The sequence below is a fragment of the Streptosporangium sp. NPDC005286 genome (assembly GCF_040607515.1).
Lineage (GTDB): Bacteria > Actinomycetota > Actinomycetes > Streptosporangiales > Streptosporangiaceae > Streptosporangium.
In genome coordinates, this window is the sequence record NZ_JBEXGU010000216.1 from 1 (window position 1) to 12,577 (window position 12,577).

The window sequence follows — 12,577 nt, forward strand, 5'->3', positions numbered from 1 at the left end:
CCTCCCTCGCCGACGCGGCCTGTGCCCTCGCGGGGGCGGCACAGGCCGCGTCGGCGCAGCCGTCAGGCGATCGACGAGTGCGGCTCCCGGTGGCCCGCTCGCCGGATGGCCCGCAGGGCGGATTCCGCCGCGATCAGAGCGCTGTGCGAGGAGACCTCGCTGAGCAGGCCGGGGGCCGCCACCGAGTCACCGACCAGCCAGACGCCGTCCCCCCGGTCGATCGCGGGCCGGTCCCGCCAGGTGGTCCCCGGCAGGTCCAGCGCTCCGGTGCGGCCGTTGCAGGTGGCCTCCCGCCGCCAGGTCGTCCGCTCCCGCCAGCCGGGAAGCCCGAGATCTGCCACCCGCTCCGCCCTGGACACCGCCTCGGCCTTCGTCTCACCCGCTCTGACCGGCATCTGTAGCTGGCAGAGGGTCTGCCCGTTGGTGGCGGGCGAGGGGTCCGCCAGGCCGTACTGCTCCATGAAGCCGCCCTCGTCCAGGTCGGAGACGAGGAAGAGGTCGTCGCCGCTCACATGGAGGCCGAGGTCGAGCAGGACGGCCTTCCCGCTCTCCCAGCGCAGCGACCCGTCGCCGAGCAGCGTCCTGGCGGCGTCCAGTGAGGTCGCCACGATCACGGGGGTGTCCTCGGGCAGGCGGTCCACCCGCGAGCCGGTCTCGATCCGCACGCCCAGAGCGCGCGCGTGTACGGCCATCCGCTCGATCACCCGCCCCCAGCCGCCGACGACGTAGCGCGGTGCCGGATACCTCGGCGCGGTCGCCCGCAGCACTCGCTCCCAGACGAACGCCGCCGACAGCCGTCCGGCGTCGGCGTCGTAGGTGATCACACCGACCAGTCCGGCGAGAGCCCGCATGGCCTCCTCACCGAAGTGCCGGGTGGCCCAGGTCCTGAACTCCTCGTCCACCGGGGCCCGCAGTCGCCGCTTGGTGCACGCCCGCAGCAGTGACCAGGGTGGCATGGCGGACAGCCGGCCGCCGTGCCGGAACCTGCCCTTCGCGAGCTTGCCGGGCGTGGGCTTGGTGTACGGCCCGGCCAGCCCTCTTCTCGCCAGCCAGCGCCATGGCTCGCCGTCGGAGTAGAAAACGTGGGGACCGTCGTTGGCGATGTACGGGGCCGCGGTGCTGCGGGCCCGGCCGCCCGGCTCCCGGTGGGCCTCGTGGAGGGTGACCCGTGCGCCGCCCTCGGCGCACGCGATGGCCGCGGTGAGCCCGGCGAGCCCGCCGCCGACGATGCTGATGTCTCGCATGTTTGGTGTCATGCCCTCACGACGGAGCGCGGGGCGCCGTTCGTGACATCACCGCGATCCCCTCAGCCGGGAGAGCTTCTCCGGGTTCGCCACCAGGAAGACGGTCCTGATCAGTCCGTCCTCGACGACCAGCGAGAACACCGTGATCGGCTGCCCGCTCACGCTCACCACCGCGGCGGGCCCGCCGTTCACCTCCGCGACCTCCACCTCGAAGCCGGGGAACGACTCGGCGCCCAGGCTCTCCATGAATCTCCGCACGCCCGTCTCGGATCCGATCGAGGACAGGAAGCGCGCCACCCTGCCCGCGCCCCTGATGACCCGCAGCGGGGCCTTGACCTTGCCGCCGCCATCGCTGACCAGCGACGCGTCCTCGGCGAGCAGCGTGGTCAGCGCCTCCAGGTCTCCGGTCACGGCCGCCGCGGCGAACCGCTCGGTGAGCCTGCGCCGCAGCCCCCGGTCCACCTCGAACCTCGGTCTGCCCTCCTGGACGTGCTCCCTGCCGCGCCGGGCCAGTTGCCGGGTCGTCGCCTCGCTGCGCCCGATCACCTCGCCGATCTCCGCGTACGGCATGTCGAACGCCTCCCGCAGCACGAACACCGCACGTTCCAGCGGGGACAGGGTCTCCAGCACCACGAGCAGCGCCAACTCGACCGAGTCGGCCAGTTCGGCGTGCTCGGCCACATCCGGGGTGACGACCAGTTCCGGCAACCACGGCCCGACGTAGGACTCCCGCTGGGCCCGCACCCGCCGGAGCCGGTCGATGGAGAGCCGTGTCACCACCCTGACCAGGTAGGCGCGGTCGTCCCGCACCTGGGAGGCGTCCACCCCCGACCAGCGCAGCCACGCCTCCTGGACCACGTCTTCGGCGTCGGTCACGCTGCCCAGGATCCGGTAGGCGACCCCGGTCAGCAGGTCGCGGTGTCCTTCGAAACGCTCAACGGCCATAGGGGCATAGACGTATCACGGCCCTCCGGTGTGACATAGCCCGGTAAACGGCTGTTTACTGCCGCGCCCTACCATGCGAGAGCAGGAGTCGGCAGCGAAGGAGTGTGCAGTGACGGGAACGATCGTCGCCGAACCGGGCGCCGCGCAGCAGGGCAGACATCTCTGGTTGACCCTGGTGGCGCTCTCCGCGGCAGGGATGGTCGTCTCCGTCCAGCAGACCGTGGTCATCCCGCTGCTGCCCCGGCTGATGGCCACCTTCGGCGTGTCGGTGGCCGAGGTCACCTGGGTCTTCACCGCCTCACTGCTCGCCGCCGCGGTGGCCACGCCGCTGCTGTCGCGCCTCGGCGACATGTACGGCAAGAAGCGGATGATCCTGTTCACGGTCGGCCTGCTCGTCCTGGGCTCGTTGGTCTGCGCCCTGTCCGGTTCCCTTCCCGTACTGATCGCCGGACGGGCCCTGCAGGGCGCGTCGGCGGCGCTGGTACCGCTGGCCATCGGCATGATCAAGGACACCTTCCCGCCCGACAGGGTCATGACGGCCATCGGGGTGGTCAGCGCCACCATGGGCGTCGGCGGCAGCCTCGGCATGATCGTCACCGGCCTGATCGCCGACCGCACCCCCAGCCACCACCCGGTCTTCTGGATCACCGCGGGGCTCGGCGTGATCGTGATCGTTCTCATCGTGCTGAGTGCCTCCGGCGGCGGAACCGGTGCCGGGGGCCGCCCCGACCTCATCGGTGCGGCACTGCTGTCCGCCTGGCTCGTCTGCCTGCTGCTGGCGATCTCCAAGGGCAACGACTGGGGCTGGGGTTCGGGAGCCGTCCTGCGGTTGTTCGCGGGCGCGGGCGGATTCGGTGCCGTCTGGGTCTTCAGCCAGCTGCGGCTCCGGGCGCCGATGGTACGGCTCCACCTGCTCGTCGGCCGCCGTTCCCTCCCGGCCAACCTGGCCTCGCTGCTCCTGGGCTTCGCCATGTTCGGCTCCTTCGCCCTGATCTCCAGCTTCATCCAGACGCCTCCGTCCGCCGGGTACGGTTTCGGGGGATCTGTCCTCGACGTCGGTCTCTACGCCCTGCCCAGCACCGTGACCATGCTGCTCTCCTCCTTCATGGCCGGCCGTCTCTCGGCCTGGTTCGGCCCCGCCTACTCCCTCGCTCTCGGCGCGGGCCTGTGCGCGATCGGATTCGGCTGGTTCACCCTCTTCAACGACTCGGTGCTCCAGCTGGTCGGGGCCAACGCGGTGCAGGGGCTGGGCTTCGGCGTCGCCTACGCGGCGATGGGCGCGCTCGCCGTGCAGCACGTGCCCAGGGACCAGAGCGGCATCGCCAGCGGTATCAACTCCCTGGTCCGCTCCATCGGCGGCAGCCTCTCCGGCGCCGCGACCGCCGCGCTCCTCACCTCCATCACCGTCGCCGGCACCGCCATCCCATCCCGGGACGCCTACGTGATCTCCTTCGGGATCATCACCGTGAGCGCCCTGGGGGCGGCGGCCATCGCGCTCGTGTCCGGAATGATGGCGCGAGGGGTGTCTGAAGTCGGTTAAGATTTCATCTGCATCGCAAGGGGCTATGGCGCAGCTGGTAGCGCGCCTCCATGGCATGGAGGAGGTCTGGGGTTCGAATCCCCATAGCTCCACTTCGGTGGCTGGGGTTCGCTGTTCGCAGACGGAGGTCTGCTTCCGGCGGGCCCCTTCGTCGTTCACACGGGAGGACGACCCCCGCGCCCCGGGCCCTTCGCTTCGCTCGGGGAAGTGCCGCGCGTTGTGCGGTCTCCGTATTGTTGGTGGGCCGTGGGCGCGGCCGGTAGGGCCAGGCTCGTCGTAGGGCGAGAAGGCGAAGCCTGGGAATCGGTATCCGTGTTCAGCGGTCGACGCTCTGCTGGTGGGGGGGTCAGTCGTCGGAGGCGACGATGACGGCCAGGGAGCCCTCGTTCCGGTCGATCAGGACCAGCTCGTGGAACTCGCCGAGGATCCATCCCAGGTCGTCGTCGCGGGCCGCCTCGTCGAGGTCGCGGAGGCGATAGCGGGAGGTGGCCGCGCGGATCAGCCGGTAGACCTCGGTCTCCAGGTCGTGGGCGACGGTCTCGGGGAGATCGGTGTACCTGCCGGCCCAGGTGCGGATCGTGGCGGAGGCGGTTTCCGCGTCGACGTCCTCGAAGGAGGCGGCCGAGAGCGCGTCGAGGCGGTAGGGGCCGTGCACCGACCCGTCGCCCTTCCAGGAGTCGGAGCCCAGATAGTCGTCCCGGTACAGCTGGTGCGAGAGCAGCGCGGTGAGCAGCGGTTCGTCGTCCTGTCCGGGGGTGATACGGAAGTGCTTCACGTCCACCCAGCGGTAGGTCCTGTCCTTGAAGTTGACCAGGGTGGTCGAGGTGAACGCCAGTTGCTCCATGGTTGTGACGATAGTGACTTCCAGGACCTGTTGATCACCGATTGACCGAACAGGACGAGCAGCCGGGAGGTGCGGAAACCAGATACGAGCTGGGCGCACGCGACGTTTGCCGCTCCGGGGCGAGGGCAGCCGTCACCGTATCCGGCACGGTGCTACAGGAGGTCAGATGCTGCCCCGGAAGCAGAGGATCGGCACGGTCGCGGTGATCGCTCACCAGCGGAAGTCATTCGGCGGAGGGCTGGACGAACTGCGCAGGCTCCTCGCCGACGAGGGAGTCGGCGAGCTGCTCTGGTACGAGGTGCCCAAGAGCAAGAAGGCGCCGAAGAAGGCGCGGAAGGCGCTGAAGGAGGGGGCCGACCTGATCCTGGTGTGGGGCGGTGACGGCATGGTGCAGCGCTGCGTGGACGCGATCGCGGGCTCGGGCGTCACGGTCGGCATCCTCCCCGCGGGAACGGCCAACCTCTTCGCGCAGAACCTGGGCATCCCCGAGGACCTGCCCAAGGCCGTGCACGTCGCGTTCCACGGTGAGAGCCGGAAGCTGGACCTGGGGAAGGTCAACGGGGAGCACTTCGCCGTCATGGCCGGGGTCGGCTTCGACGCGGCGATGATGGAGGAGGCCGACCGGGGGTTGAAGGACCGCCTGGGGCGTGTGGCGTACGTCTGGACGGGACTGCGCCACGTCCGTGGGGAACTCGTGCCGATGGAGGTCAGGATCGACGGGGTGACGTGGTTCGAGGACGAGGCCAGCTGCCTGCTGCTGGGCAACGTCGGTACCATCACCGGCGGCATCGAGGCGTTCGACGACGCGCGTCCCGACGACGGATGGCTGGAGATCGGCGTGACCACCGCGAAGGGGCCGATCCAGTGGGCCCGCGTGCTCGGCCGGATGAGCACGGGGCGGTCCGAGGAGTCGCCGTTCGTCCGGATGACCCGGGCGCGCAAGATCACCGCCAGATTCGGCTCTCCCATGACCTACGAGCTGGACGGTGGCGCCAAGGGGGCCGTCACCAAGCTCAAGGCCAAGGTCGTGCCCGGCGGCATCACCATCCGCGTCCCCGAGTCCACCGGCTCCGAGCAGCTGTGATCCCCGGCCACCGTGGACCGGGGACAGCTCTGTCAGGTTGCCGCCGATTCTCCCTTTTAGTCAACATTCATAACAAATGCAGATTCGGTATGGTTTGTCGACTAAATCGCTTTATGGAAAAGAGCGGCAATGACCAGTAGTCATTGGACGGAGGTCGACGGCCCCGGCCGCCCCAGGCGGGTCCGTTTCGGTGCTCGCTCGCGGGCGAGGTCAGAGCGCCCGACAGGGATCGTGTACGGGCTGTGATCGAGCTGAACGTGTCGATCGAGATAGCGCGTCCGGCGGCCGAGATATGGCGGATCATCGCCGACTTCGGCCAGGATCCCCGATGGCGGGCGGGTGTGACCACCATGGCGCCGGACCCGCCGGGCCTCGTCGTCCCGGGTACCACCACGGACGAATCCATCACTTTCAAGGGCCGTGTCCACCACACCGGAAGCGTGGTGACCTCGGTGGTTCCCGGGACGGAGTTCGCCTGGCGGATGATCTCGGGGATCGACGCCGAGGGCGGCAGGTCGGTCGTGCCGCTGGACGGCGACCGGTGCCTGGTGACCGTTCACTTCAGGATCAGGCTCCGCGGCCTGCAGCGCCTGCGTGTCCCCTTTGTCAGACGCGCGCTCAGGCACAAGCTCCAGCAGGACCTCCGCCGCCTCGGCGACCTGGTCATCGCGCGCGCGTGACCGTCATCTGCAACTCGGTCACCCAGCTGTCATGGTCGTCGGGTGGGCAGTCGATGGAGACCTCCCGCACGAGTCCGACACCCCGGTAGCCGTGCTCCTATGCTGAACATGGTGCCTTCAGGTATAGGGGCTGACACCGTGTCAGCCGCAACCTCAGATCCGCCCCCTGCGGATAACCGGTTGTCCGGCCGTTCCCCACCGGGGAAGCATGGTGGTCATGTCACTGCGTTTTCACGAGATCGCCGAGGGCGGTCACCGCATCCTCAACCCGTTCACGAACGACAAGCTGGCGCTGCTCGGCGAGGTCGCCAGGCTCCGGCAGGGAACCTGCCTGCTCGACCTGTGCTGCGGTAAGGCGGAGATGCTCTGCCAGTGGTCTCTCGCCCACGGGATCGAGGGGGTCGGGGTCGACATCAGCGACGTCTTCCTCGATGCGGCGCGTGCCAGGGCCAGGGAACTCGGGGTCGCCGATCGCGTACGCCTGGAGAAGGCGGACGCCGGAGCCTACCCGGCGGAGCCGGGGGCGTTCGACGTCGTGTCCTGCCTGGGGGCGACCTGGATCGGCAACGGGCTGGAGGGGACGGTCAAGCTGATGCTCCCCTCGCTGAAGGAGGACGGGATCCTGCTCGTCGGCGAGCCGTACTGGAACTCCGAGCCGCCCGCGGCGGCATACGAGTCGTTCGGGTTCGGACCGGACGACTTCACCTCGCTGGCGGGGACCTTCGACAGGTTCGAGGCGGCAGGGGTCGAGGTGCTGGAGATGGTCCTCGCCGACCAGGACAGCTGGGACCGTTACGTGGCGAGCCAGTGGTGGACGCTGAGTGACTGGCTGCGTGACAATCCCGACGATCCCGACGTCGAGGGAGTGCGCGGCTTTTTGGAGCGCTGCCGCCGCTCGCATGTCGAGTACGGCAGGCGACACCTCGGCTGGGGTGTCTTCGTGCTGCGCCGTCGTTGACGGCTACTGGCGGGTAGGAATAGGTTCCCAGAGACCGGCTGGTCGGTTCGAGGGAGCTTGCATGCGGGTGCGGGACAAGGTCGTGGTGGTGACCGGGGCCTCGAGCGGGATCGGCCGGGCGATGGTCCGCAGGTTCGCCGCCGAAGGGGCGGCCGGCGTGGTCGTGGCCGACATCGACGCGGCGGGTGCGACCGCGGTGGCCAGGGAGATCGGTGACCGGGCGGTCGCGGTACGGGCTGATGTGTCGGTCGAGGAGGACGTACGAGGCCTGGTCACCACCGCCGAGAGTGCCTTCGGCCCGGTCGGCCTGTTCTGTTCCAACGCCGGTGTCACCACCGGCCGTGGGCTCGACGCCACGAACCCGGACTGGACCCGGACGATCGCGGTGAACGTCCTCGCCCACGTCTACGCGGCACGCGCGGTCGTGCCCGGGATGGTCGAGCGCGGTGAGGGCTACCTGCTCAACACCTGTTCGGCGGCCGGGCTGGTGAGCTGCCCCGGAGACGCCCCCTACGCCGTGACCAAGTCGGCGGCGATCTCCTTCGCCGAGTGGGTGTCCATCCACTACGCGACCAGGGGCGTCAGGGTCAGCGTGCTCTGCCCGCAGAGCGTGCGCACCGCCATGTTCGAGCGCGGCGTCGCCGCGGACCATCTCAGCGCGAGGGCAGCGGACGCGTCGGGACCCGTCCTCGACCCTGAGGCCGTGGCCGACGCGGTGGTCGAGGGCCTCGCCGCCGAGCGGTTCCATATCCTCCCGCACCCCGAGGTCGCCGGCTTCGTCCGGCGCAAGGCCGAGGACCCCGACCGCTGGCTGACCGGAATGGCGCATTTCGTCGACTCGTTGCGGGCGTGATCGCCGGGGTCCGGCCTGACCGTCCGTGCCGGCTCAGCTCCTGGCGGCCGGATCGCCGACCTGGCCGATGAACAGCGGGGTCAGCGTCGGCCGGTGAACGATCGCGAAGGCGAACGGGTGGTCGGCGCGGACCTCGGCCTCGGGCGTGGCCGGGGCCGATACGGCGAAGGCGAGGCCGGTGACGGCGGCGGCCTCGGTGCCCCACTCGTTCACCGTGATGTTGGCGCGGTGGACGGCCTGCTCAAGAGAGGCGCCGTCGGTGATGCCCGAATAATCGGTCTCCCGCAGTCCCAGCCTCCCGAGCGGCTCCGCCAGGTCCAGGCTCGTGGAGAAGTCCCAGCGTGGCATGGCGAGCCTCACCGGCCGTTCCCTGAGCTCGGTGGCCACCCGTGCCATCACGGCGGGGGAGAGCAGATCGCCGGGAGAACCGCCTGCCTGCGGTACGAGAACCCACATGGCCAGGTCACCGCCGGCGTACCGCAACTCCACGGCCTGCCAGCCGGGCCCCGCCGCGTACGGGAGGCCGCCGTCGCGGCGCATCAGGGCCGTACGCACGGTCGTGCCGTCCGCGCGGGTGAAGGAGGCGCCTTCCTCGGGCGGTTCGATGAACGGCGTCGTCCACTCGGCCCTGAGGTATACGGTGTTGGCGATGACCAGCCTGGCCTGTGGGCTCAGGTTGTCGAACACCTTCCTGATCCGCCCGGCTGTCCGCTCCTCGGCCCAGGCGTCGATGACCTTGGCGCCATCCCCGGTGAAGTCCACCTGGTGCACACCCGTGCCGTACTGTGCCGCGAGCGTACGCAGGAACTCCGCCCTGACGCTCAGCCCTTCCTGGGTGAACAGCCCGTTGGCCATGCCCACGATCGCAGGGGCGGGGGTGTCCCGGGCATCCCGCTCCGCACCCGGGGCAGGATGGGGTGGCGGGTCCTCGGTCGTGATGATCTGCCTGGTGAGCGCGTTGAGCGAGGTATGCGGTCCTGCTGAGGGGAAACCGAAGACCCCGTCGAGCTCGGTCGCGGTGTCCGCGACCGCCCCCGCCCTCGCCAGGCCGAAGGCGTAACCGATGCTCAGGGGCGACAGGACGGCGTTGGCCCCGGGGCTCGCGGTCGCGGAGAACAGGGCATGTCCGAAGGACGTCAGACCACGTACGGTCTCCGCGACCGGAGGGTTCTCCGGGACCTCCCGCCGCACCCCCTCAGCGGTGATCACGTTGGGCTCGGCCATGGCGCACGATGACAGGACGGCGACGGCCAGCAGGGCGGGAAACAGTCGGCGCATGCTTCTAACACGCATGCCGTCGCACGGTGGTTCACCCTCGGTGCGGCGGGTGACGTCAGGTGAGTGCGGCGAAGGCGCCCGCCCCGATGAGGGCGACGGCCCAGGCGAGGTCGAGGTTGAACCACGCCTTGCGGAGCACCGCCACCCCCAGCCGTTCGTAGACGACCAGGGCCAGGACAGTGGCCGTCACCAGCATGGCCAGCGTGTGCACCCCGGTCGCCAGCAGGCTCTGCGAGGCCAGTGCGGTGGCGTCATGGCCCCCATGCCCTCCGTGTCCCTCATGCCCGCCGCGCAGGGTGACCGGGAGCACCATCAGGCCCGCTCCGTGTGCGGTGGCCATCAGGAACGACCATCCGGCCAGCTGCCACCTCGTCACCCTCATGCCGACCCAGCGGGGGTGGCGCCGTCTGAGCAGCCGCCAGAGGCCGAAGGCGCACACCAGGGCCGCCACACCGTACGAGATCGCTTTCGGCGGGGCGGCGAGCCGTGCCGCGGACACCAGCCCGAGCGTGATCAGCACCGATCCCGCGTGGCCGAACACGATGGGCGGCAGCGCCCGGAGGACTCCGTCGCGCGAGCGCTCCTGCAGGCCGAGCGCGACCGCGAAGAGCCAGCCCATGGCCGGGTTCAGGCCGTGGAAGGCGCCGAGCCCGGCCAGGACGAGCAGGGACGTCAGATCCATCGGGCGGGCCTTTAGGGGAAGCAGTAGGAGTCGGAGGAGGAGTCGCCGCCCTGCAGGCGGATCTGGTGCGCACGGCGGCCGTCGGCGGCGAAGTCGACGAAGAAACCGGGGTCGAGGGAGATCGAGCCGTCGTCGGCGATGTCCACCTTCGCCATCCAGCCGGAGATGCCGTCGGGGTAGAAGACGTCGTCCCAGGACCGGTAGAGCGAGTTGGTGAGGTAGACCCGCCGCCCGTCCCTGCTGGCCTCGACCATCTGCGGCCCCCCGTTCAGCGCCCGGTCAGGGGCGGCAGGGTGGGCGTCGCGCCGGACGATCCCGCCGATTCGGACAGAGCCGGTCTCGCGCGGGGCGAACGGGTCGGAGACGTCGTACGCCTTGAGCTCACCGGTGCCCCAGGCCGAGACGAGCAGGATCCGGTCGTCGAGGGTCAGGGAGATGTCGCTGACCAGCGGCGGTACCGCGCCGAACTGCTTGAGCGGTTCGGGCAGCAGGTCGGGGTCGGCGGGCTCGGCTGGAATTGTGATCGTCTTGCGGGCCTTCCAGAGGCCGTCCTCCAGGTACCACGTGAAGATGTTGGCCGACAGGTCCTCGACGTTGATCACCGTGTTGACGAAGCCGTGGGTCTTGGTCGGGTCGTGGGCGGGCCGGAGCTCCAGGGCCATCTGATGCTGGTCACCCAGGTCGATCTCCTGGAGATGCCTGCGCTTGGCCAGGTCCCAGACGTGCAACTTGTGGCCGTACTGCCGGCCGACCAGCAGCTCCAGCGAGGGGCCCGGCTCGATCTGGTTGGGCGTCCCCCACTCGCTGGTGATCATCGTGTCGTGCCCGAGGTGCCACCAGAAGTCGTAGTGCAGCCGCTGTGACCCCCGGTCGGACTCCCAGCGGCCCTTTGGCTCGAAGGTGTCGTGGTCGAGAGTGAACACCCCGCCGGGCGCGTCGCCGTCCACGTTGCCGAGCGCGCTGACATAGATGGCGTCCGTGCCGCAGTGGACGGTGTGCGGGCGGCTGTAGCCGGTCTTCTTGAAGACCGTCTCCGGTTCGATCGTCTTGACGAGCTTGGGATGCCGGGGGTCGTCCTTGACGTCGAAGATGTAGATCCGGCTGGACCTCAGGCCGGGGAGGACCAGGTAGCGCCTTTCCACGTGCGGGTGCGGCGCGTACGGGCACAGGGCCGCGCTGCACACGTTCCAGCCGAAGTGATGGAGCTCGTCGCCGGGGACGGACATGTCGTGCACATCGATGATCGATCCGTCCGAGAGGTCGATCGTGGCGAGCCCATCGGGCCGGCCGTCGCCGGCCGCGTCGAGGAGGGCGACGTAGGCGAGTTCCTCCGGAGGGGCCAGCATGGCCTCGCGGGCGGACGGGTAGAAGGTGGGATCAGGCTGGATGAGCGGCACAGCGAACTCCTGGACTCGTAGCCGGAACCGATATCCAACTAATCTTGTAGGAAAACTTCCCGCTGTCCAGGGGGCATATCGCGTAGTCGGGGTGGAGGGCTGCGACGCCCGGCGGTGTCGATTCACGGGCCTGCGGAAGAGGAGACGGCCCCGCGGGCGTGAGAACTTCCGGCAGGGGGCGGACAGACAGCGAGGTACGGGGCGATCATGCCCCGTACCTCGCTGTCTGTCAGTTCTGTCTGTCAGTCGACGGCCACCTGCCCGGCACAGCCGTTCCCGAATGCCACTTTCCTGGTCCTAGGGACCTACGGAGTGAACCACTGGGCCGGGAGGTGTCAATCGACCTGTTCCCTGAGCTCTCCGGAAAATCTCAGCAGATTTTCACGGGAGAGCAGACATGCATGGGAGTCCAGATGACCGGGGCGGTGATGATCGGCGTCCTGATAACCGGTGGCCTGGTCGTCGAGGTGCTCAAAGTTCCCGATCCGGGCGGTCCGGGCGGTCCTTGCGGCCCTTCGGGTCCTTCCGGTCCTGCGGGTCCTTCCGGTCCTGCGGGTCCTTCCGGTCCGGGGGCGCCGTCGGCGCCTACCGGTCCGGGTGCGCCATCGGCGCCTGCGGGTCCTTGTGGTCCTGCGGGTCCTTCGGGTCCGGGTGCGCCGTCAGCGCCTGCGGGTCCTGCGGGTCCCTCGGGTCCGGGGGCGCCGTCGGCGCCTACCGGTCCAGGTGCGCCGTCAGCGCCTGCCGGTCCTGCGGGTCCTTCCGGTCCTGCGGGTCCTTCCGGTCCTGCGGGTCCTGCGGGTCCCTCGGGTCCGGGTGCGCCGTCGGCGCCTACCGGTCCGGGTGCGCCGTCAGCGCCTGCGGGTCCTGCGGGTCCCTCGGGTCCGATTGCGCCGTCAGCGCCTGCGGGTCCTGCGGGTCCCTCGGGTCCGATTGCGCCATCGGCGCCTGCCGGTCCTGCGGGTCCTTCCGGTCCTGCGGGTCCTGCGGGTCCCTCGGGTCCGATTGCGCCGTCAGCGCCTGCGGGTCCTGCGGGTCCCTCGGGTCCGGGTGCGCCGTCAGCGCCTGCGGGTCC

The 12,577-nt window shown here is 69.9% G+C and carries 11 protein-coding genes, 1 tRNA gene and 1 pseudogene; 6 read left to right on the top strand and 7 right to left on the bottom strand.

Annotation, left to right across the window (positions count from 1 at the left end; all coding sequences use genetic code 11):
- Positions 1-62 precede the first annotated feature (62 nt).
- Together ABZU75_RS41535 and ABZU75_RS41540 are read right to left on the bottom strand one after the other, a co-directional pair.
- Positions 63-1,244 (bottom strand): NAD(P)-binding protein, encoded by a 1,182-nt coding sequence (locus ABZU75_RS41535; protein WP_355567325.1) that lies wholly within the window; start codon positions 1,242-1,244, stop codon positions 63-65.
- A gap of 48 nt (positions 1,245-1,292) precedes the next feature.
- Positions 1,293-2,189 (bottom strand): RNA polymerase sigma-70 factor, encoded by an 897-nt coding sequence (locus ABZU75_RS41540; RefSeq protein WP_355567328.1) that lies wholly within the window; start codon positions 2,187-2,189, stop codon positions 1,293-1,295.
- A 109-nt stretch (positions 2,190-2,298) separates the two neighbouring features.
- Between ABZU75_RS41540 and ABZU75_RS41545 the strand changes: the two genes are divergently transcribed.
- Both ABZU75_RS41545 and ABZU75_RS41550 read left to right on the top strand, forming a co-directional pair.
- Complete coding sequence (locus ABZU75_RS41545) at positions 2,299-3,729, top strand: MFS transporter (RefSeq protein WP_355567331.1); 1,431 nt, start codon at positions 2,299-2,301, stop codon at positions 3,727-3,729.
- A gap of 19 nt (positions 3,730-3,748) precedes the next feature.
- Positions 3,749-3,821, top strand: a tRNA-Ala gene (locus ABZU75_RS41550).
- Positions 3,822-4,075: 254 nt separating this feature from the next.
- Here ABZU75_RS41550 and ABZU75_RS41555 read toward each other — a convergent pair.
- On the bottom strand, positions 4,076-4,573 hold the full coding sequence (locus ABZU75_RS41555; protein ID WP_350928917.1) for a hypothetical protein: 498 nt from the start codon (positions 4,571-4,573) through the stop codon (positions 4,076-4,078).
- Between the two features lie 166 nt (positions 4,574-4,739).
- Between ABZU75_RS41555 and ABZU75_RS41560 the strand changes: the two genes are divergently transcribed.
- From ABZU75_RS41560 to ABZU75_RS41575, 4 genes are all read left to right on the top strand, one after another.
- On the top strand, positions 4,740-5,657 hold the full coding sequence (locus ABZU75_RS41560) for a YegS/Rv2252/BmrU family lipid kinase (protein WP_355567335.1): 918 nt from the start codon (positions 4,740-4,742) through the stop codon (positions 5,655-5,657).
- Positions 5,658-5,899: 242 nt separating this feature from the next.
- Positions 5,900-6,337, top strand: coding sequence for an SRPBCC family protein (locus tag ABZU75_RS41565; protein WP_355567338.1), 438 nt, complete (start codon positions 5,900-5,902; stop codon positions 6,335-6,337).
- Positions 6,338-6,554: 217 nt separating this feature from the next.
- A complete protein-coding gene (locus tag ABZU75_RS41570; RefSeq protein WP_355567341.1) occupies positions 6,555-7,295 on the top strand; it encodes a class I SAM-dependent methyltransferase in 741 nt (246 codons plus the stop codon).
- Between the two features lie 61 nt (positions 7,296-7,356).
- Positions 7,357-8,148 carry an SDR family NAD(P)-dependent oxidoreductase gene (locus ABZU75_RS41575; protein WP_355567344.1) on the top strand — a complete coding sequence of 264 codons (792 nt, stop codon included), beginning with the start codon at positions 7,357-7,359 and terminating at the stop codon, positions 8,146-8,148.
- Positions 8,149-8,181: 33 nt separating this feature from the next.
- Here ABZU75_RS41575 and ABZU75_RS41580 read toward each other — a convergent pair whose 3' ends face one another.
- The 4 genes and pseudogenes from ABZU75_RS41580 to ABZU75_RS41595 form a co-directional block, all read right to left on the bottom strand.
- Entirely contained in the window at positions 8,182-9,441 is a 1,260-nt protein-coding gene (locus ABZU75_RS41580; protein ID WP_355567347.1) for a serpin family protein, read from the bottom strand.
- A 40-nt stretch (positions 9,442-9,481) separates the two neighbouring features.
- On the bottom strand, positions 9,482-10,108 hold the full coding sequence (locus ABZU75_RS41585) for a hypothetical protein (protein ID WP_355567350.1): 627 nt from the start codon (positions 10,106-10,108) through the stop codon (positions 9,482-9,484).
- 11 nt (positions 10,109-10,119) lie between these two features.
- Complete coding sequence (locus ABZU75_RS41590; RefSeq protein ID WP_355567353.1) at positions 10,120-11,505, bottom strand: selenium-binding protein SBP56-related protein; 1,386 nt, start codon at positions 11,503-11,505, stop codon at positions 10,120-10,122.
- A gap of 828 nt (positions 11,506-12,333) precedes the next feature.
- Positions 12,334-12,577 (bottom strand): annotated as a pseudogene (locus tag ABZU75_RS41595) (hypothetical protein); the annotation flags it as partial.

Bases quoted from the DNA above. Each gene is read 5' to 3' on its own strand.
- ABZU75_RS41535 (WP_355567325.1), bottom strand. From the start codon at position 1,244: ATGCGAGACATCAGCATCGTCGGCGGCGGGCTCGCCGGGCTCACCGCG.
- ABZU75_RS41540 (WP_355567328.1), bottom strand. From the start codon at position 2,189: ATGGCCGTTGAGCGTTTCGAAGGACACCGCGACCTGCTGACCGGGGTC.
- ABZU75_RS41555 (WP_350928917.1), bottom strand. From the start codon at position 4,573: ATGGAGCAACTGGCGTTCACCTCGACCACCCTGGTCAACTTCAAGGAC.
- ABZU75_RS41560 (WP_355567335.1), top strand. From the start codon at position 4,740: ATGCTGCCCCGGAAGCAGAGGATCGGCACGGTCGCGGTGATCGCTCAC.
- ABZU75_RS41570 (WP_355567341.1), top strand. From the start codon at position 6,555: ATGTCACTGCGTTTTCACGAGATCGCCGAGGGCGGTCACCGCATCCTC.
- ABZU75_RS41575 (WP_355567344.1), top strand. From the start codon at position 7,357: ATGCGGGTGCGGGACAAGGTCGTGGTGGTGACCGGGGCCTCGAGCGGG.
- ABZU75_RS41580 (WP_355567347.1), bottom strand. From the start codon at position 9,441: ATGCGTGTTAGAAGCATGCGCCGACTGTTTCCCGCCCTGCTGGCCGTC.
- ABZU75_RS41585 (WP_355567350.1), bottom strand. From the start codon at position 10,108: ATGGATCTGACGTCCCTGCTCGTCCTGGCCGGGCTCGGCGCCTTCCAC.